The organism is Arthrobacter psychrolactophilus, assembly GCF_003219795.1.
Classification (GTDB): Bacteria; Actinomycetota; Actinomycetes; order Actinomycetales; family Micrococcaceae; genus Specibacter; species Specibacter psychrolactophilus.
Genome location: NZ_QJVC01000010.1, coordinates 1 through 17,764, shown reverse-complemented (window position 1 = coordinate 17,764; position 17,764 = coordinate 1). Strand labels below are relative to the sequence as shown.

The following is a 17,764-nucleotide window of genomic DNA, read 5'->3' as shown; positions in this document are numbered from 1 at the left end:
TAAAGGAGCGTCGGCATGCCCGTCGTAACAATGCGCCAGCTGCTTGACAGCGGCGTCCACTTTGGACACCAGACCCGTCGTTGGAACCCGAAGATGAAGCGATTCATCCTCACGGAGCGCAACGGCATCTACATCATCGACCTGCAGCAGTCACTGTCTTTCATTGACCGCGCATACGAGTTCACGAAGGCTACCGTTGCACACGGCGGCACCGTACTCTTCGTTGGTACCAAGAAGCAGGCTCAGGAAGCAATTGCCGAGCAGGCTACTCGCGTTGGCATGCCTTACGTAAACCAGCGCTGGTTGGGTGGTATGCTCACCAACTTCCAGACGGTTTCCAAGCGTATCTCTCGCATGAAGGAACTCGAAGAGATCAACTTCGAAGACGTAGCTGGCTCGGGCCACACCAAGAAGGAGCTCTTGCTCCTCAAGCGTGAACTCACCAAGCTGCAGACCAACCTCGGTGGTATCCGCAACCTGACCAAGGCACCGTCCGTGCTCTGGGTTGTTGACACCCCGAAGGAACACCTCGCCATCGACGAGGCTCACAAGCTGAACATCCCGGTTGTTGCCCTCTTGGACACCAACTGCAACCCTGACGAAGTTGACTTCCCGATCCCGGGTAACGACGACGCCATCCGCTCCGTTGCACTGTTGACCCGCGTTATCGCCGATGCTGTTGCAGAAGGCCTCATCGCCCGCAACAACAAGGCAACCGGCAACACCGAAGCCGCAGCTGAGCCCTTGGCTGAGTGGGAGCGCGAACTCCTCGAAGGCGACAAGGCTGCTGCCCCGGCAGAAGCAGTTGTTGAAGCTCCGGCTGAAGCTGCAACCGAGAAGTAACATCCTTTCCTGGCTAGCTATGTGCACGGTTCACGCCGGTAGATAGTAGCCACGTTAGGGAACCAGATGCTGGCAGGATCGCACCGCTCACAAGGCACAGCGGTCCTGCCAGAGCTGGCCTAATACTGATTTACATACTGAAATATCTATTCTGAGGGGTTCATATGGCGAACTACACCGCCGCTGATATTAAGGCTCTGCGCGAGCGCACAGGCGCTGGCATGATGGACGTCAAGAAGGCTCTCGACGAGGCCAACGGCGACGCCGACAAGGCTATGGAGCTCATCCGCATCAAGGGCCTCAAGGGCGCCACCAAGCGCGAAGGCCGCTCAACTGCTGAAGGCCTCGTTGCCGCAGCTGTTGAAAACGGCGTTGGCGTCATGGTTGAAGTTAACTGCGAAACTGACTTCGTTGCCAAGGCTGCTCCCTTCATCGAATTCTCCAAGAAGGTTCTGGCCACGGCCATCTCCTCCGGCGCAGCCGATGTTGAAGCACTGTTGGCTGTTGACGTAGACGGCAAGCCCATGTCTGAGGTTGTCATCGAAGCCGGCGCACTCTTGGGCGAAAAGGTTGCTATCCGCCGCCTTGCTCGCGTTGAAGGCGCAGCTGTTGACGCTTACCTGCACAAGACCTCCAAGGACCTCCCGGCCCAGGTTGGCGTTTTGTTCGCAGTTGACGGCGACAACCAGGAAGTTGCTCACGACGTAGCTGTGCACATTGCTGCTATGTCCCCGACGTTCCTGACCCGCGACGAAGTTGCAAGCGACGTTGTTGAAAGCGAACGCCGCATTGCTACCGAAACCGCACAGGCAGAAGGCAAGCCGGAAGCTGCCATGACGAAGATCGTTGAAGGACGCCTCACCGGCTTCTTCAAGGAAATCGTTCTGGTTGACCAGCCCTTCGCTAAGGATTCCAAGAAGAGCGTTGGCGCTGTTCTTGCGGAAGCCAACGTCAAGCCTGCTGGCTTCGCACGTTTCCGCGTCGGAGCATAAGTAAGACTAAATGCTCTAAAAAGATGTGACGAAGAAGGGGCAATCGCAAACTGCGGTTGCCCCTTCTTCGCGCATATCGTCGACTAAGATTTTAGACGCACCCATTTTTCTGGCCTCAGGCTGGCTAAATACTGCAAAACTGCACGTCAATCATTGACGCTCGGACCCATAGAAACGCCGGTACCCACGGAAGGCACCATGACCACGAACACTTCGCAGAACGCGCCCGTCACCCCAGTAGCAGGAGCGACCAAGCGCCGTCGTGTATTGCTGAAGCTCTCAGGTGAGGTCTTTGGCGCTGGCAAGTTGGGCGTTGACCCGGACACCATTCGCGACATTGCCAAGCAGATCGCAAGCACCGTGGACACCGTTGAGGTTGCTATCGTTGTTGGCGGCGGAAACTTCTTCCGTGGCGCCGAGCTCTCCGCGTCTGGCATGGACCGTTCACGCGCCGACTACATGGGCATGTTGGGCACCGTCATGAACTGCCTGGCTCTTCAGGACTTCCTCGAGCAGGCCGGCGTTGACACCCGTGTCCAGAGTGCCATCACCATGGGTCAGGTTGCCGAGGCGTACATCCCGCGGCGTGCCATCCGTCACCTCGAGAAGAGCCGCGTGGTCATCTTCGGCGCCGGTGCCGGCTTGCCGTACTTCTCCACCGACACCGTCGCCGCCCAGCGCGCCTTGGAGGTTCACGCTGACGTGGTCCTCATGGCCAAAAACGGTGTTGACGGCGTGTACACGGCCGACCCGAAGAAGGACCCCACCGCTGTCAAGCTTGATAAGTTGAGCTACGACGAGGCCATGGCCCGTGATATCCGTGTCATGGACCAGACCGCCTTCAGCCTGTGCAAGGACAACAACGTCACGATGCTGGTCTTCGGCATGGAAGGTGAAGGCAACGTTGCCCGCGCCATTCTCGGCGAAGAACTCGGCACCCTGGTTACGCCGTAACCAAGCTGTCGTGACCGCCTAGCCGTGTGGCTAGGCGGTCACTGCGTGTTGATCACGGTAAGATGGTCACAGAATTGCCGTGAGCTATGCCGCGGAACAGAAGTATCGATATTTAATTGAGGGAGAAGCGCGTGATCGAAGAAGCATTGCTCGAGGCCGAGGAAAAGATGGACAAGGCCATTGAGGTTGCCAAAGAGGAATTCTCTGCGGTCCGCACGGGCCGTGCCAACCCCGCCATGTTCCACAAGGTCATGGTGGATTACTACGGCTCCCCGACACCCCTGCAGCAGCTCGCCTCCTTCTCCGTTCCGGAAGCTCGCACTTTGCTGATCGCACCGTTCGACAAGACTTCCCTGCACGACATCGAGCGCGCCCTGAGCTCCTCCGAGGTGGGTGCCAACCCGTCCAACGACGGCAGCGTCATCCGCATCATCATGCCGGAGCTGACCACGGAACGTCGCAAGGAATACGTCAAGGTGGTCCGCACGAAGGGTGAAGACGCCAAGATCTCTGTTCGCAACATCCGCCGTAAGGCCAAGGAGCAGCTGGATCGCCTCGTCAAGGATGGCGAAGCCGGAGAAGACGAAGGCAACCGCGCCGAGAAGGAATTGGATGCGATGACCAAGTCGCACACCGATAACATTGACGAATTGCTCAAGCGCAAGGAAGCCGAGCTACTCGAGGTCTAATGAAAGACCCCAAGAGTACGTTGGCCGATTCCTCCCCGGAGCCGGCTGCGTCCAGTGCAACGAGCGGGCTCATTCCGGCTCCGGAAGATTACCAATTCGCCTCGCGTAAGGCTCGCCGTCAGGCCGAGCTGACGGGCATGATTCCCATTATCGTGCCCAAAAACGCGGCCGCGAAGGAATCCCCGGAGCCGGTTAAGTCTGAGCCGAAGGATCAGAAGAACGACGGCGTCACCAATCCCGGCGTTCTTCCCACCGACACTGTGGAACAGACAGAGGCGGACGCAAAGCCAGCGGAGCAGGCGCCGGCCACGCCGGATGCTTCCCTGGCCACACCGTCAGGCGAGGGATCCGCCGTCGAGCCTGCCGCACAACAAGCTACGCCGGACGCCGAAGTCGAAGCGACAGTCGCCCCGCGTCCCGTGTCGGCCGTAAAGGTGACCGGGCTTCCCGTGGTTCCGCTGCCGGATGGCCCCGTCGGAGCCATGCCGGAGGGGGCCACCACGCCCAAGGCCCCCCGCACTCCGAAGGCAGGCCGGGACCTTCCCGCAGCTATCGGGGTGGGCCTGGGTCTGCTGATTCTGGTGATCGGATCCATGCTGTTCTTCCCCGCAGGCTTCGTGGTCGTGGCCACGGCTTTCGCCTGCGTTGGTGTGTGGGAAGTTCATCGTGCCATCGCCACAAAGGGTATCCAGGCGCCGATGACACCCATCATGGTGGGTGCCCTGGCCATGCCCATGTCGGCGTACTTTGCCGGGGCCGAGGGATTGCTGTTCGCCCTCGTGGCCAGCGCCGGAGCCACGGTGCTCTGGCGCTCCCTCGACGCCGAGCCAGGTGCCGTCAAGAGCATTCTGGCGGGCGTCTTCACGCTCATGTGGATTCCCTTCCTGCTCAGCTTCGTGTTCTTGATGCTGCGCGGCGAGGCCGGCCCAACGCTTGGTTTCACCCTGGATCTGACGAATATCAGTCCCGGTGTCCTCGAGGTTCTCATCATGTTGCTGCTGGTGGTCGCTAATGACACCTTCGGATACCTGGTGGGCGTAATCTTTGGTAAGCACCCCATGGCGCCAAAAATAAGTCCCAAGAAATCTTGGGAAGGATTCGCCGGCTCCCTCGGCGGGGCCACGCTGGTCGCTATTCCGGCCGCTATGTTCCTGTTGGATCAGGAATGGTGGGTGGGCCTAGCCCTAGCCATCGGCCTGGTTCTTGCTGGAACCGGCGGTGACTTTGCCGAATCGATGGTCAAGCGCGAGCTCGGCATCAAGGACATGAGTAACTTGTTGCCCGGCCACGGCGGGGTCATGGACCGGCTTGATTCAATCTTGTTTGCCGCACCGGTGGCCTACGCCATCTTTACCGTTGTGGGTCAGCTCTGACCGCCGCATCCAGGTGCCTGGCGTCGTTGAGTGCACCCCGTAGAGAAATGTTCAAGGAATGACTGTGACAGTGGATGAGAAACCCCGGACCAACTCCAAGTTCAAATTGGTTGGGCCCAAGGAAGTTGGCTATAACGTCAAGCAGGTTGACGTGTTCTTGGAGCGCGCCCGAGCGTACTTCCTGAACGCCGAGAGCAACAGCAAGGCCATCACGAGCCTTGATGTACGCACGGCATCCTTCGATCCAGCCCGCGGCGGTTACAGCGCCCAGGCTGTCGATGCCGCTATGGACCGCATCGAGGACGAGTTTGTTCTGCGCGAGAAGGAATTGCTAATCGCCGCCGAAGGTGAAAAAGCGTGGATGATGAAGATCGGCAAGACGGCCTCCGTGCTGCGCGCCCGTCTGCACCGTCCCGACGGCGAACGCTTCCGCCGCCCCAGCCGCAAGAGCGTCCAGAGCTACAACGTCAACGACGTCGACGTGCTGTGCCGTGAGCTGCTCGTGTACATCGAGGACAACGGCGAGCTGAGTGTTGATGTGGTGCGCCGTGCCGTCTTTGCCGCGGAAAAGGGTGCCAATGGATATGACGAGAGCCAGGTCGATGCCTTCTTGGATCGTGTCGTTGAACTCATGGCGGCCATTGACCCGCTGACCTCGAAGTAGTTCTTACTTCCGCGGATTGTCCACAGCCAGCGGACGCTCCGGAACATGTAGCTTACTCATGAAGCGCGCCACCGTGGAACTGCGGCGGTGGGGCGTTGCCTTGGACACGATGATCGTGACCAGGAACGCTGCCGGAACCGTCCATGCAGCCGGTTGAGTCAACATATCGCGCCACGGCGAGTCCGCTCCTATCTGAGCCCCTGCCAAGATGGCCGTGCCGCAAAGCACCCCACCGGTCAGCATGCCGGCGATAGCACCAGCATCCGTGAGCCCGCGCCACCAGATCCCCAGCAATAGCAACGGGCAAATGGTCGACGCCGTGAAGGCAAACACGAGACCCACGCTCCCGGCCAGTGCCAGCGAGTCGGTCATCATGGCAACACCAAAAGGCACGACGGCGGCGAAGACTGCCGCAATGCGAAATCCTCGGACGCTGCCGCCCATGACATCCTGGCTAATGACACCGGCTAGGGACACCACGAGCCCAGAGGTGGTTGACAGGAATGCCGCGAAGGCGCCTGCCACGACCAAGGCCGAGAGCATATCGCCGCCCACTCCACCAATGAGTCGCCCTGGCAGCAATAACACCGTGGCATCGGGGTATCCGGCTGCCGCGAGCTCCGGCAGGTAGGCCCTTCCCAGCACACCGTAGATAGTGGGGAAGAGGTAAAAGACGGACAGCAGCCCCAAGACGATCAGGGTCGTACGGCGGGCTGCGGTGCCGTCGGGGTTGGTATAAAAGCGCACCAAGACGTGGGGCAAGCCCAGGGTGCCAAACAACAGTGCGATCATCAGGGAAAGCGTCTGGTACGTGGAACCGCCTGTGAAGGGATCGGCCGGCGGGAAGAGCTCAACGGCCGCGGGGACGGCTGGTGCCGCATCGGGGTCGCCCGTGACAACGAGCAACATGAAGACGGCCGGAACGGCCAGCGCCGTGAGCTTGAGCCAGAATTGGAAGGCCTGCACGAAGGTGATGGAGCGCATTCCACCCGTCACGACGGTCAGGCAGACAATCACGACCACCACGCCCGCGCCCACCCAGGACGGCAAGCCGGTTGTGGTGCGGATCGTCAGGGCTGCCCCATGCAATTGCGGCACGATATAAAACCAACCCACGACGACGACCAACAGGCTCGTAATGGAGCGGGCCGTGGTTGATTCCAGGCGGGCCTGAGCGAAGTCAGGGATCGTATAGGCTCCGGAACGACGCAGGGGAGCGGCAACAAAGAACAGCAACATCAGGTAGCCGGCCGTGTAACCAATAGGGAACCACAGGGCATCGATGCCAGACACCACGATAAGACCGGCAATGCCGAGGAAGCTGGCGGCAGAGAGATACTCGCCGCCGATGGCTGAGGCGTTCCACCACGGCCGTACGGTGCGTGAGGCCACATAAAAATCACTTGTGGTTCGGGAGATGCGCAGACCGTAGAAACCGATGATGGTGGTTGTCAGGGAGACTAGGATGAGGGCGGAGTAGCCAATGGCCGGATTCATTTTTCATCCACCAGGTCTCGATACGCGGCCTCGTTCTTCGTTGCCGCCCGGACATACAGCCACGCGCAGGCAACGATGATGGGGTAAACCCCGACGCCGAGGACAATCCAGGGTGCTGGAATACCCATGATGCGCCAATCCGCGACGGCCGGAACCCAGCGCACTGCGATCCAGCACAACAACATGGACGCTATAAATCCGGCGGAGACCACCAAGGCTAGGCGCAGCTGGGAGCGAATCAAGGAGCGCACCATGACCTCACCCACCGCGGTTTGCTCCGCGACCTCCTGCGATACACTGACGCCGGAGGTTGCCCTGTGGACCTGGCTTCGTGGCGAGGCCACGCGCACGCGGCCATGGGCCGGAGGCCGAGAGGGGCCGATGCTCATGGCTCAGATCCGCAACTCATGTCTGCGGCCGGACGCGGGTGACTTGGAGGCGTTCGCGTAGGACGGGAACGTGGCGGCGGCTGACCGGCAGGACGGCGTTGCCCACCGAGACGGTGGGCTTGGCTGCGCTGAGCTTCAAGGCGGTCACAAATCCCATGCAGACAAGGTAGGAGCGATGAATTCGGATGAACCCTGAGTCGGCCCAGCGCTGTTCCAAATCAGAGAGTGGAACCCTGATGAGGTAGCTTGCCTCGGCCGTATGCAGCCGCGCGTAGTCGCCTTGAGCCTGAACAAATTTCACCTCATCGAGGCGAATGATGCGGCTGATCCCGCCCTGATCGACCGTGATCAGTTCAACTTCGTCGACGGCGGCGGGGTGCGCGACCAGCTCGACGACCCTGTCCACTGTACGGGTGAGGCGTTCGGTGCGCAGCGGCTTGAGGAGGTAATCCACGGCGGCCAGCTCAAAGGCTTCCAATGCGCGATCATCGTCGGCGGTGACAAAGACGACGACAGGCGGGCTCGTGCGTTTCCCGATGACTTCGGCAAGTTCTAAACCGGAGAGTCCGGGCATATGGATATCGAGGAAAACAGCGTCAACGGTGTTTTCCTCCAGCAGTTCCAGGGCTTCCGCGCCACTTGACGCACGGTGAATCTGGCCGATACGGGGATCCTGGCCCAATAAAAAAGCCAGCTCTGCAACCGCTGGGAGCTCGTCATCAGCGACAAGGACATTAATCATGAGCCTAAGCCTAGCCGCCGAGGGGCCCCAAGCTCGCGAAGCGAGTTGGGGAGGCGGCTAGGTGCTAGGCGTCGTGGTCGGGTTGGTTCTTCGGCACGGTCATGGTGATGAGCATGCCGTGACCCACTCCGGTGTCGACCGTGAGCCCGTGTTCTTCGCCATAGACCTGCCGCAGCCGGGCATCGACGTTGCGGAGCCCCACGTGGTGCCCTTCTTGTTGGCCAGCCAGGACCAACCGCAGCTGCTCGGGGTCCATGCCCACGCCGTCGTCCTCGATGGTCACCTCTGTATAGGCGCCGCGGTCGCGGGCGCAGATCTGCACCAGCCCTTTGCCGACCTTGGCCTCGAGACCGTGACGCACCGCGTTCTCCACGAGCGGCTGCAGGCTTAGGAACGGAATGACAGTGCTGAGGACCTCGGGGGCAATCTGCAAACTCACCTGAAGCCGGTCGCCAAAACGGGCGTTCTCGAGCAGGAGGTAACGATCGATGCAGCGGAGCTCCTCCGCAAGGGTTGTGAAATCGCCGTGGCGGCGGAAGGAATAGCGCGTGAAATCGGCAAATTCCACCACGAGGTCCCTGGCCCGTTGCGGATCGGTGTTGATGAACGAGGCGATGGCGTTGAGCGAGTTGTAGATGAAATGCGGGCTGATTTGGGCGCGGAGAGCTTTGACCTCAGCCTCGGCCAAGAGCGTTCGTGAGGAACTCAACTCGGCGATTTCCAATTGTGCCGACACCCACGCCGCCACCTCATTCGTCGCCCGAATCAGCCCCGCCGTGGGGGATTTCGACAAGATGATGACGGCCCCGACGGCTCGGGAATCAATCTTTAGCGGCGAGATCACGGCGGCCTTGAGGTCGTTGTCGTGCAGGGGAAGGCCTAGGGCTACGCGGAGCGAACTATCAAGGGTCGCCACCTGGGTGCGGCCATTGCTCAGCGCCTTGGCCGCCAACTTCATAACGACGGCGGACTCGGGTTGTTTGGCAGCGGTACCTGAGCCGTCCCAGGCGAGGAGACGGGCGTCGTCGGTCATGGCGAAGGCCGCGCAATTCAGGAGGGCACGTAGTTGCTTACTGGCTTTCAAGGCGCCAGCCGGCTCTAGCCCATTGCGGAGTTGTTCCCCGGCGACGGCCGCTGAGTGAAGGGCCGCGAAGGTGGCGTGTTCGGCTTCCGTGCCGAGCTCGCGGTGGGAGCGGGACAAACGGAATCCAATCGCGGCCACGATGGCTATGGCGGCGACAACTGCGGCAATGGCCATGATGAGCAGAAGCGTGGAATCACTGAGGGCGGCAGAGGACATGGAGACAAGACTAGCGGGGGAATGTGCCATTCGGCGCAGCTTGCATGCCGTTCACCGCGGCAGGGCTGCCAAGCGTGCTTAATGTGAGCTACAACACTTCATAGTGAAAGGGATCACATCACTCAAGGAGGAATGATGGGTAATTCAGCCCACGCACGTCACGAGAATCCGGTGGACTTTATAGCCGAACAGAACTCACCCGAGTTCAAGAAGCTCAAGAGATCTCACCGCAGTTTCGTCTTCCCCGTGGCCATCGGATTCATGGTTTGGTACTTCGCCTACGTTTTACTGGCCGCATACGCCCATGAATTCATGTCCATCAAGGTCTGGGACAACATCAACATTGGCCTGATCCTGGGTCTGTTGCAGTTTGTCTCCACCTTCGGCATCACCACGTGGTACGTCACCTACGCAAACCGGAAGCTCGATCCGCAGGCGGCAGTCATCCGCCAGCGCTTGGAACAGCAGATCGAAGAAGCCGACATGAACAAGGAAGAGGTTTAAACCATGAGCCTTCCCTCTGCACTCCACCAGCTTGCACCGCTCGCAACGACGCTGAGCGAGCAAACCAAGGAGCATTCGTGGATTAACATTTTGATCTTCGTCGGCTTCGTGGCGATCACCATGATTGTGGTCTTCCGGGCCAGTCGCGGCAACAAGTCGGCAGATGATTACTACGCTGCCGGCCGATCCTTCTCCGGCGGCCAGAACGGTACCGCCATCGCCGGTGACTACCTCTCCGCAGCTTCCTTCTTGGGCATTACCGGAGCCATCGCCGTCAATGGTTACGACGGCTTCCTGTACTCCATCGGCTTCCTGGTCGCCTGGCTTGTTGCCCTCCTGCTCGTGGCCGAGCTGTTGCGCAACACCGGTAAGTTCACCATGGCCGATGTGCTGTCCTTCCGTCTGCAGCAGCGCCCCGTGCGTATTGCCGCGGCCACCACGACACTGGTGGTCTGCTTCTTCTACCTGCTGGCCCAGATGGCCGGTGCCGGTGGTCTCGTCTCCTTGCTCCTGGGCTTGGATAGCTCCAACAAGGCCGGACAGAACGTGGTCATTGCCGTCGTCGGAGTCTTGATGATTGTCTATGTACTCATCGGTGGCATGAAGGGCACCACGTGGGTTCAGATCATCAAGGCGTTCCTGCTGATCACCGGTGCGGCGATCATGACGATCATTGTGCTGGCCCTGCACGGCTTCAACCTCTCAACCCTCATGGATGCGGCCGTTCAGACCTCCATCAATGAAGGCGGCGTGGGCGAGGCGCTCTTGAACCCGGGCGCCCAGTACGGCAAGGCTCCGTTGGACTTCATTTCCTTGGCTATTGCCCTGGTCCTTGGCACCGCGGCTCTGCCCCACGTGCTCATGCGTTTCTACACCGTCCCCACGGCCAAGGAAGCTCGTAAGTCAGTGGTGTGGGCTATCTGGCTCATTGGTGGCTTCTACGTCTTCACCCTGGTTCTCGGTTACGGCGCAGGCGCACTCATCGGTAAGGAAACCATCCTTGCCGCTCCGGGTGGCGTGAATTCGGCGGCCCCCTTGCTGGCCTTCGTGATCGGCGGACCGGTACTCCTGGGCTTCATCTCCGCCGTAGCCTTCGCCACGATCCTGGCCGTTGTGGCAGGCCTGACCATCACCGCCGCAGCGTCCTTCGCCCACGACATCTACTCCAACGTCATCGTCAAGGGCGAACCCAAGCCGGAGATGGAAGTCAAGGTTGCTCGTCGCACCGTGATCGTCATCGGCGTTGTCGCAATCGGCGGCGGTATCCTGGCCAACGGTCAGAACATCGCCTTCCTTGTCGCCCTGGCCTTCGCCGTCGCCGCGTCAGCCAACCTTCCCACGATCGTCTACTCGCTGTTCTGGAAGAAGTTCACTACTCAGGGCGCGCTCTGGAGCATGTACGGCGGATTGGCCTCGGCCATCTTGCTGATCAGCTTCTCGCCGGTCGTCTCTGGCAACGCCAAAGCCATGATCCCCGGCGTCGACTTCTCCTGGTTCCCGCTGGCTAACCCCGGCATCGTCTCCATCCCCCTGGCCTTCTTCCTTGGCTGGTTGGGTACCGTGCTCGATAAGAACACCGAGGATCCGCGGATCCAGGCCGAGATGGACGTTCGATCCCTGACCGGCATTGGTGCAGAGAAAGCAGTGGACCACTAGTCCCGGGCCCCGAGGGGATCCGCTGGCGCGTCTCCCCTCGGGGCTCCTCGCAGCTGTGGGTCCCACCCACGCCGGCCTAGCCCGCCAACCATGGTGGGAGGCGCCGTCGTACTCTTTGAGACAAGAAGGCCCTGTCCTTGCGCTGACGCGCAGGAACAGGGCCTTCTATCTGCCAGCACCGTGGAGGCTTCCGCCCTAGTGGTGGTGGCCTTGGTTTTTCAATTGCTCTATATTGCTAGGAACGGCGGGACCGTTTTCTGTGCCCGTGTGTCCGGAGTGCGGCACCGCAAGTTCCCCTGCCGTAGATGCTGCCATGCCCACCGTGGTGATCGTGGCAACAAGAATCGCGGCCACAAATAGGGTGCCAACTACGGCCATGGCAGAATGCTCCTTGTGAACCTTGATGGACCGACTCACCCGCAGCTCAGAGTTCTTGCGCCAACCAAGAACGGCTATCACTGACAGTTCCAGGATCACCAGTGAGGCCAAGGTGACATCGAAGGTTCGCGTCGACGATGGAGCGCGCCACAGGCCCTCCAGTAAACCAGCTAGGTGCACGCCAGCTGCCAAGCCAACTACCAGCCGAAGTGTTGCGGTGTTCGGTAGGGCTCCTCTCCGGAACGACACAAATGCGTAGGCAAGCGAGGCCAAACAGTAGACACCCGAGAGAATTCCTGCAGCCCATGAAGAAGCGGCGAAGATCCAGCTTGTGGTTTCTGCGGCGCTTGCGAGAACTGTCATATCGCCGCTTAGTCCGGGGAGCAAACTCGATGTGGCGGCGCTCGCCAAGGCAGCGATGCCCAGCAGAGCCAAACTTATGTACAGCGAAGACAACTGGGTTCCGGTTTGGCTCATGCGCTCCACTGATTTCGTACTCGTGGTTGCAAACTTGGAAGATCCCCGTCCGTTAAGGGACGGGGCTCCCGTGTGCTGGGCGCTTGTCATGATCAGATAGTTCGAGCGGCTACGGCGCGGTCCTGAGAGAGACCCACTGCCAGCAGAACCAACGCGCTGCCAAGGTGCAGTACGTTATCAGCGCCGTTCAAGGCGATGATGTTCAACGATGTCCCGGGTAGGAACAGCCCCACGATTCCCACGAGCAGGTAAACCGAACCCACGGTGGAGTTCATGGTCTTGGCAGCTGCCACCGAGGACAAGCCAGCCGTCAATAGTGCTGCGCCGATGGCAAGGTGAATGATGTTGTGCAGTGGGTTGACCTCAAAAATGATCAAGTTCCGGCCCTCGGTAGCGAAGAAGCCGATCCCACTGGTGACGAAGAATCCCACGATGCCAACCAAGAGGTAAACAGCGCCGAAAACGGTGGCAAGCAATCTATTTGGTGAAGTGCGCATGATGACTAGTCCTTTTCCTGACGACGAATAATGATCCCCTTCGTCGTGTCCTGACAGGGTTCGATGTGAACCCATGACAGTGCTTCGGAGCCGGCTGGGCTTCTGGATTGGGTGTTGGACTAACTATTTATCCAGTTCCCGTTCAAGGAGCGGAGTGAGGCGAAATGGAACCAACTCGTTCATGGCCAGCGAGGTTTCGGTGCGCTCCACACCCTCGCAGGCCAGGATCTTGCCGTTGACACGAAAGAGATCCTCGGCACCCTTGGAAACCACTCGGACCAGTAAGTCGGCACGCCCGCTGAGCCCATGAGCCTCCACAACTTCTGGAATGGCGGCAAGCGCCGTGCCTAGTTGTTGGAGTTTTTGCTGTTGAACGTGGACGGAGATAAAGGCCGTCAAGGGGTAACCGAGTGCCGCCGTATTGACCCGGTGATCAAAGTTCAGGAAGACCTCGCGCTTCTCGAGGGCGGCCATCCTGGCCTGAACGGTATTGCGGGATAAGCCCAGGCGTTCGGCCATGGCCACAACGGTTTGCCGGGAATCCTTAATCAAGGCGAGCAGGATGCGGGCGTCGGTTCCGTCAAAAGTAGGCATAATGCGCAGACTAGCACGGTCAAATCATTCCCCACAGGGCAAATTGATTAGTTTATTTGCAGGTGATTGCGCCGAATGACTGGTGTGAGTAGGGTCACATTCATAGGAACCATCCGCATTACCCTGCTGGGAGGCGAACATCTTGACCCACTCACGCCAAGACCCTATGGCTCACTCCGCCATGCCCCTTCATCAGCTCGTTACGGCATCCGGAACCCGGGTCGCCGATGAGCTGCTAGACGAATTTGTGAGCGATCTCGACGATCAAACGCTCCGGAATTTATATGAAGATATGCTCATCGTCCGCCGCATCGATGCCGAGGCCACCGCCCTGCAGCGTCAGGGACAACTTGCCCTCTGGCCGCCGCTGCTGGGGCAGGAAGCTTCACAGATCGGATCCGTTCGCGCGCTAGAGCACGACGATTTCATTTTCCCCACCTACCGGGAGAACGGTGTGGCTTATTGCCGCGGCGCCTCCATGGGAAGTGTCTTGGGCGTGTGGCGCGGGGTGAGCAATAGCGGCTGGGATCCATATGAGCTCAATATGGCCACACCGCAGATCATCATTGGTTCTCAAACGCTGCACGCCACCGGATATGCCATGGGGCTAGTGCTAGACGGCAAGGAATCCCTGTCGCTGGCCTACTTTGGCGACGGCGCCACGAGCCAGGGCGATGTCCATGAGGCCATGGTCTTCGCCGCAAGCTTCCAGGCTCCTGTCGTCTTCTTTTGCCAGAACAATCACTGGGCCATTTCCGAACCGGTGGGCCTGCAATCGCATGTTCCCCTCGCCGGGCGAGCCCCGGGCTATGGCATTCCGAGCCTGCAGGTGGACGGCAACGACGTCCTGGCCGTGCTTGCCGCGACGCGCTGGGCCGCCCATCGGGCCCGCACCGGTGGTGGCCCGAGCTTCATCGAGGCCGTCACCTACCGCATGGGCGCGCACACCACGGCCGATGACCCCACGCGCTATCGTGGCGTCACCGAATTGGAGGAATGGGGTGCCAAGGATCCACTGACGCGCATGCGCACCTTCCTAACTAATGCAGGAAAGCTCGACGACGAGGCCGAGTCAGCCATGGCGGCGAAGGCTGACGCTGTGGCCGCCGAGCTTCGGGCAGCGTGTATCAACTTCCCGGATCCGGAACCCCTGAGCGTGTTTGAGCACGTCTACGTTGACGACCATCCGATTCTGGCGCGTCAGCGCGATCACTACCTGGCGTATCTATCGCTCTTCGAGGGAAGCAGCCCGGCGGCACAAGGAGGAGCATCATGAAGCTGAGCCTGACCCAAGCAATCAACGCCGGTCTGCGCCGTGCACTAGAAGATGACCCCAAAGTCGTCTTGTTGGGCGAGGATATTGGGACCTTGGGTGGCGTTTTCCGCGTTACCGACGGTCTCATGAAGGACTTCGGATCGCACCGGGTGATCGATACGCCGCTGGCTGAATCTGCCATCATCGGCACCGCCGTGGGGCTCGCTTATCGGGGCTTCCGACCCGTCTGCGAGATTCAGTTCGACGGCTTCATCTATCCGGGCTTTGACCAGATCGTCTCCCAGGTGGCGAAGCTCCATGCCCGCACTCGGGGGGCCGTTCGCATGCCGCTCACCATCAGGGTTCCCTTTGGTGGTGGCATCGGTTCTCCCGAGCACCACTCCGAGTCACCGGAGGCGTACTTTGTGCACACCTCGGGTCTGCGCGTCATCAGTCCCTCCAATCCGCAGGACGCCTACACCATGCTGCGCCAGGCGATCGCCAGCGATGACCCCGTCCTTTACTTCGAGCCCAAGCGCCGCTACCACGCCAAAGATGAGGTCATGCTCGATGCCCCGCTCTCGACGGCCCCGCTTATGGGTGCTGCTCGTGTGGTTGCTGCCGGAACGGATGTCACCCTAGTCAGCTATGGCCCGCTCGTTCGGACCGCCCTCGACGCGGCCAGCGCAGCAGCGGCAGAGGGTATCTCGATCGAGGTCATTGACCTGCGCTCGCTCTCACCCATCGATTACCTCCCCGTCATGGAATCGGTTAGGCGCACGGGCCGCCTCGTGATCAGCCACGAGGCAGGTCAAACCCTGGGACTTGGCGCCGAAATTGCCGCCACGATCACCGAGCGCTGCTTTAACTACCTCGAGGTAGCGCCGGTCCGCGTCACCGGCTTTGACATTCCCTATCCGCCCTCCAAGGTGGAGAAGCATCACCTGCCTGATTTGGACAGGATACTCGACGGCGTCGACCGCGCCTTGGGGCGCCCTAACTCGCACTCTGGAATGGAAGACTAGGCATGCTTGCAGAATTTAAGCTCCCCGATTTGGGTGAGGGCCTCACGGAGTCCGAGATTGTCAGCTGGCAGGTAGCTGTCGGCGACACAGTCGAGCTCAACCAGATCATTGGCGAAGTGGAAACGGCTAAGGCCGTCGTGGAATTACCGTCTCCCTACAGCGGCGTCGTCACCGCCATTACCCATGCACCCGGCACGGTCGTCGAGGTCGGTGAGGTCATCATTGCCTTCGACGTGGCCGATGAGGGGGAAGCCGCAGCCGTTCGCGTCCCCACCCTCGTGGGTTATGGGGCCGATCCGGAATCGTCGTCGGCCCCCGTTCGCAGGCAACGCACGACGGCGGCACTCACGCCAGTGCCAGCGGAACCATCCGCCTCGGGCCAGGTACAGGTCCAGGCAGAGCGACCAAGGTCCACACCTCCCGTGCGCAAACTCGCCCACGATCTGGGGATTGATCTTGAAATCCTCAGTGGCTCGGGGGAGCGAGGGATCATCACGCGCCAAGATGTCCTCAGCTTTGCCGGGAACGCCACTCAAGGAGACAGGGGCGCGGTGGGGGATACGCCGTCGTCCATTCCGGTGAAAGCACCGGAAACAGGGGTGCGGGAAGAGCGGACTCCGATCAAGGGGGTGCGGAAATTTATGGCCCAGGCCATGGTGGAGAGCGCCTTCACGGCGCCGCATGTCACCGAATTCCTCACCGTCGACGTCACCGCTGGCATGGAATTCTTGGAGAAGCTGCGCTCGCAGAAGGAATTTGCCGGCGTCAAGATCACCCCGTTGACGCTGGCGGCGAAGGCGGTGATTCTGGCGATTGGGCGCTATCCGGCGCTGAATTCGCACTGGGACGAGGCTCGGCAGGAGGTCGTGACGTTCAAGTACGTGAATCTGGGGATTGCGGCCGCGACGCCTAGGGGACTGCTGGTGCCCAATATTAAGGACTCACAAAATATGGGGCTTCGCGGGCTGGCGGCGGCGCTGGGCGAGCTCACGGAGACAGCGCGCTCGGGCAAGACACCTCCGGCGGATCTGGCGGGCGGAACTTTTTCGATCACGAACATCGGGGTATTTGGGATCGATGCCGGGACGCCGATTCTCAACCCAGGCGAGGCCGGGATTCTGGCGCTCGGAGCCGTGCGCAGGACGCCGTGGGAGTATCAGGGACAGGTGGCGTTGCGGCAGGTCATGACGCTGAGCTTGTCCTTCGATCACAGGTTGGTCGACGGCGAACAAGGCTCCCGCTTCCTGGCGGATATCGGGGCGATCATGTCGGATCCGGCGATGGCTCTGGTGCTGCAGTGAAATGCTGCACGAATGCAATGTTGAGCCCCTAGTGACGATGCCAACGCGGACGTATATTTATAGATGACCCCCACTGTTGGGAGCCACCTTTAAGGAGGTTGTTATCAATGAAGAAGTGGAATCGTTGGCAAGACTATGTTGCTGTGATTGCGGGTATGTTTGCCGCCCTGTCGACATTGTGGACCGTGCAGCAGGACAGCTCCATGGTCATGATGATTGGATGCGGCGTCCTGCTGATGGCAACAGGCGTGTGGAATCTGATGAGCCCAGGGCAACCCGTCGCTGAATGGGTCCAGATGATTCTCGGCGCGGTACTGGTGCTTTCACCGTGGTTTGCCGGGTATACATCCCTCATGGGTGCGTCCTGGACATCGTGGATTGCAGGCGGCGTGGCAGTTATCGCTGGAGTCATGGCGCTGCAGCCGAGCATGCATCAGCACGCAGAAGGGCACCATGGAGGCATGGCAGCCCACTAAAAGTAAATAGTCTGTCGAATGACACGGAAGCGTCGGGGCAACCCGGCGCTTCTGCTGTATGAGCTGCGTGCGCGGGGATTCAGCAGCCGATTCCTGTGGGGTTTTGGAAGCAGTTGTCGGCGTAGAGTCGGGTTTCTGCGCGCCAGACGGTGAGGGGT

General features: G+C 60.4%; 19 protein-coding genes. 12 read left to right on the top strand and 7 right to left on the bottom strand.

Annotated elements, in window-relative coordinates:
- Window positions 1-15: 15 nt before the first annotated feature.
- The 6 genes from rpsB (at window position 16) to CVS30_RS10935 (ending at window position 5,515) form a co-directional block, all read left to right on the top strand.
- Window positions 16-843: a 30S ribosomal protein S2 gene (gene rpsB, locus CVS30_RS10960; protein WP_110485380.1), complete on the top strand. Its 828-nt coding sequence runs from the start codon at window positions 16-18 to the stop codon at window positions 841-843.
- A gap of 164 nt (window positions 844-1,007) precedes the next feature.
- Complete coding sequence (gene tsf, locus CVS30_RS10955) at window positions 1,008-1,835, top strand: translation elongation factor Ts (protein ID WP_110485379.1); 828 nt, start codon at window positions 1,008-1,010, stop codon at window positions 1,833-1,835.
- A 198-nt stretch (window positions 1,836-2,033) separates the two neighbouring features.
- Window positions 2,034-2,789, top strand: a complete 756-nt coding sequence (gene pyrH, locus CVS30_RS10950; protein WP_110485378.1) for a UMP kinase — start codon at window positions 2,034-2,036, stop codon at window positions 2,787-2,789.
- A 131-nt stretch (window positions 2,790-2,920) separates the two neighbouring features.
- On the top strand, window positions 2,921-3,478 hold the full coding sequence (gene frr, locus CVS30_RS10945; protein WP_110485377.1) for a ribosome recycling factor: 558 nt from the start codon (window positions 2,921-2,923) through the stop codon (window positions 3,476-3,478).
- Window positions 3,479-3,960: 482 nt separating this feature from the next.
- On the top strand, window positions 3,961-4,851 hold the full coding sequence (locus CVS30_RS18580; RefSeq protein WP_110485441.1) for a phosphatidate cytidylyltransferase: 891 nt from the start codon (window positions 3,961-3,963) through the stop codon (window positions 4,849-4,851).
- Between the two features lie 64 nt (window positions 4,852-4,915).
- Window positions 4,916-5,515, top strand: a complete 600-nt coding sequence (locus CVS30_RS10935) for a DivIVA domain-containing protein (RefSeq protein WP_370800892.1) — start codon at window positions 4,916-4,918, stop codon at window positions 5,513-5,515.
- 3 nt (window positions 5,516-5,518) lie between these two features.
- On the opposite strand, the gene CVS30_RS10930 is transcribed toward CVS30_RS10935, so the two are convergent.
- From CVS30_RS10930 to CVS30_RS10915, 4 genes are all read right to left on the bottom strand, one after another.
- Window positions 5,519-7,012: a sodium/solute symporter gene (locus tag CVS30_RS10930; RefSeq protein ID WP_110485375.1), complete on the bottom strand. Its 1,494-nt coding sequence runs from the start codon at window positions 7,010-7,012 to the stop codon at window positions 5,519-5,521.
- Window positions 7,009-7,401: a hypothetical protein gene (locus tag CVS30_RS10925; RefSeq protein WP_245934556.1), complete on the bottom strand. Its 393-nt coding sequence runs from the start codon at window positions 7,399-7,401 to the stop codon at window positions 7,009-7,011. Before CVS30_RS10925 ends, CVS30_RS10930 begins: the two co-directional genes overlap by 4 nt.
- 16 nt (window positions 7,402-7,417) lie before the next feature.
- Window positions 7,418-8,143, bottom strand: coding sequence for a LytR/AlgR family response regulator transcription factor (locus tag CVS30_RS10920; RefSeq protein ID WP_110485374.1), 726 nt, complete (start codon window positions 8,141-8,143; stop codon window positions 7,418-7,420).
- Window positions 8,144-8,207: 64 nt separating this feature from the next.
- Window positions 8,208-9,443: a sensor histidine kinase gene (locus CVS30_RS10915; RefSeq protein WP_181419774.1), complete on the bottom strand. Its 1,236-nt coding sequence runs from the start codon at window positions 9,441-9,443 to the stop codon at window positions 8,208-8,210.
- Between the two features lie 135 nt (window positions 9,444-9,578).
- Between CVS30_RS10915 and CVS30_RS10910 the strand changes: the two genes are divergently transcribed.
- Window positions 9,579-9,947: a DUF485 domain-containing protein gene (locus CVS30_RS10910; protein WP_181419773.1), complete on the top strand. Its 369-nt coding sequence runs from the start codon at window positions 9,579-9,581 to the stop codon at window positions 9,945-9,947.
- A gap of 3 nt (window positions 9,948-9,950) precedes the next feature.
- On the top strand, window positions 9,951-11,603 hold the full coding sequence (locus tag CVS30_RS10905; RefSeq protein WP_110485372.1) for a monocarboxylic acid transporter: 1,653 nt from the start codon (window positions 9,951-9,953) through the stop codon (window positions 11,601-11,603).
- A gap of 195 nt (window positions 11,604-11,798) precedes the next feature.
- Here CVS30_RS10905 and CVS30_RS10900 read toward each other — a convergent pair whose 3' ends face one another.
- The 3 genes from CVS30_RS10900 to CVS30_RS10890 all read right to left on the bottom strand — a co-directional run bounded on the left by CVS30_RS10900 (window position 11,799) and on the right by CVS30_RS10890 (window position 13,549).
- Window positions 11,799-12,458 carry a hypothetical protein gene (locus CVS30_RS10900; protein ID WP_110485371.1) on the bottom strand — a complete coding sequence of 220 codons (660 nt, stop codon included), beginning with the start codon at window positions 12,456-12,458 and terminating at the stop codon, window positions 11,799-11,801.
- Between the two features lie 92 nt (window positions 12,459-12,550).
- Entirely contained in the window at window positions 12,551-12,955 is a 405-nt protein-coding gene (locus CVS30_RS10895; RefSeq protein WP_110485370.1) for a DUF4383 domain-containing protein, read from the bottom strand.
- A gap of 123 nt (window positions 12,956-13,078) precedes the next feature.
- Entirely contained in the window at window positions 13,079-13,549 is a 471-nt protein-coding gene (locus CVS30_RS10890; RefSeq protein ID WP_110485369.1) for an Lrp/AsnC family transcriptional regulator, read from the bottom strand.
- A 166-nt stretch (window positions 13,550-13,715) separates the two neighbouring features.
- Between CVS30_RS10890 and pdhA the strand changes: the two genes are divergently transcribed.
- From pdhA to CVS30_RS10870, 4 genes are all read left to right on the top strand, one after another.
- Complete coding sequence (pdhA, locus tag CVS30_RS10885) at window positions 13,716-14,825, top strand: pyruvate dehydrogenase (acetyl-transferring) E1 component subunit alpha (RefSeq protein WP_110485368.1); 1,110 nt, start codon at window positions 13,716-13,718, stop codon at window positions 14,823-14,825.
- Window positions 14,822-15,829, top strand: coding sequence for an alpha-ketoacid dehydrogenase subunit beta (locus CVS30_RS10880; protein WP_370800855.1), 1,008 nt, complete (start codon window positions 14,822-14,824; stop codon window positions 15,827-15,829). The genes pdhA and CVS30_RS10880 overlap by 4 nt, the downstream gene beginning before the upstream one ends.
- A 2-nt stretch (window positions 15,830-15,831) precedes the next feature.
- Window positions 15,832-17,130, top strand: a complete 1,299-nt coding sequence (locus CVS30_RS10875; RefSeq protein WP_110485366.1) for a dihydrolipoamide acetyltransferase family protein — start codon at window positions 15,832-15,834, stop codon at window positions 17,128-17,130.
- A gap of 107 nt (window positions 17,131-17,237) precedes the next feature.
- Complete coding sequence (locus CVS30_RS10870; RefSeq protein ID WP_110485365.1) at window positions 17,238-17,606, top strand: SPW repeat protein; 369 nt, start codon at window positions 17,238-17,240, stop codon at window positions 17,604-17,606.
- Window positions 17,607-17,764: the final 158 nt, after the last annotated feature.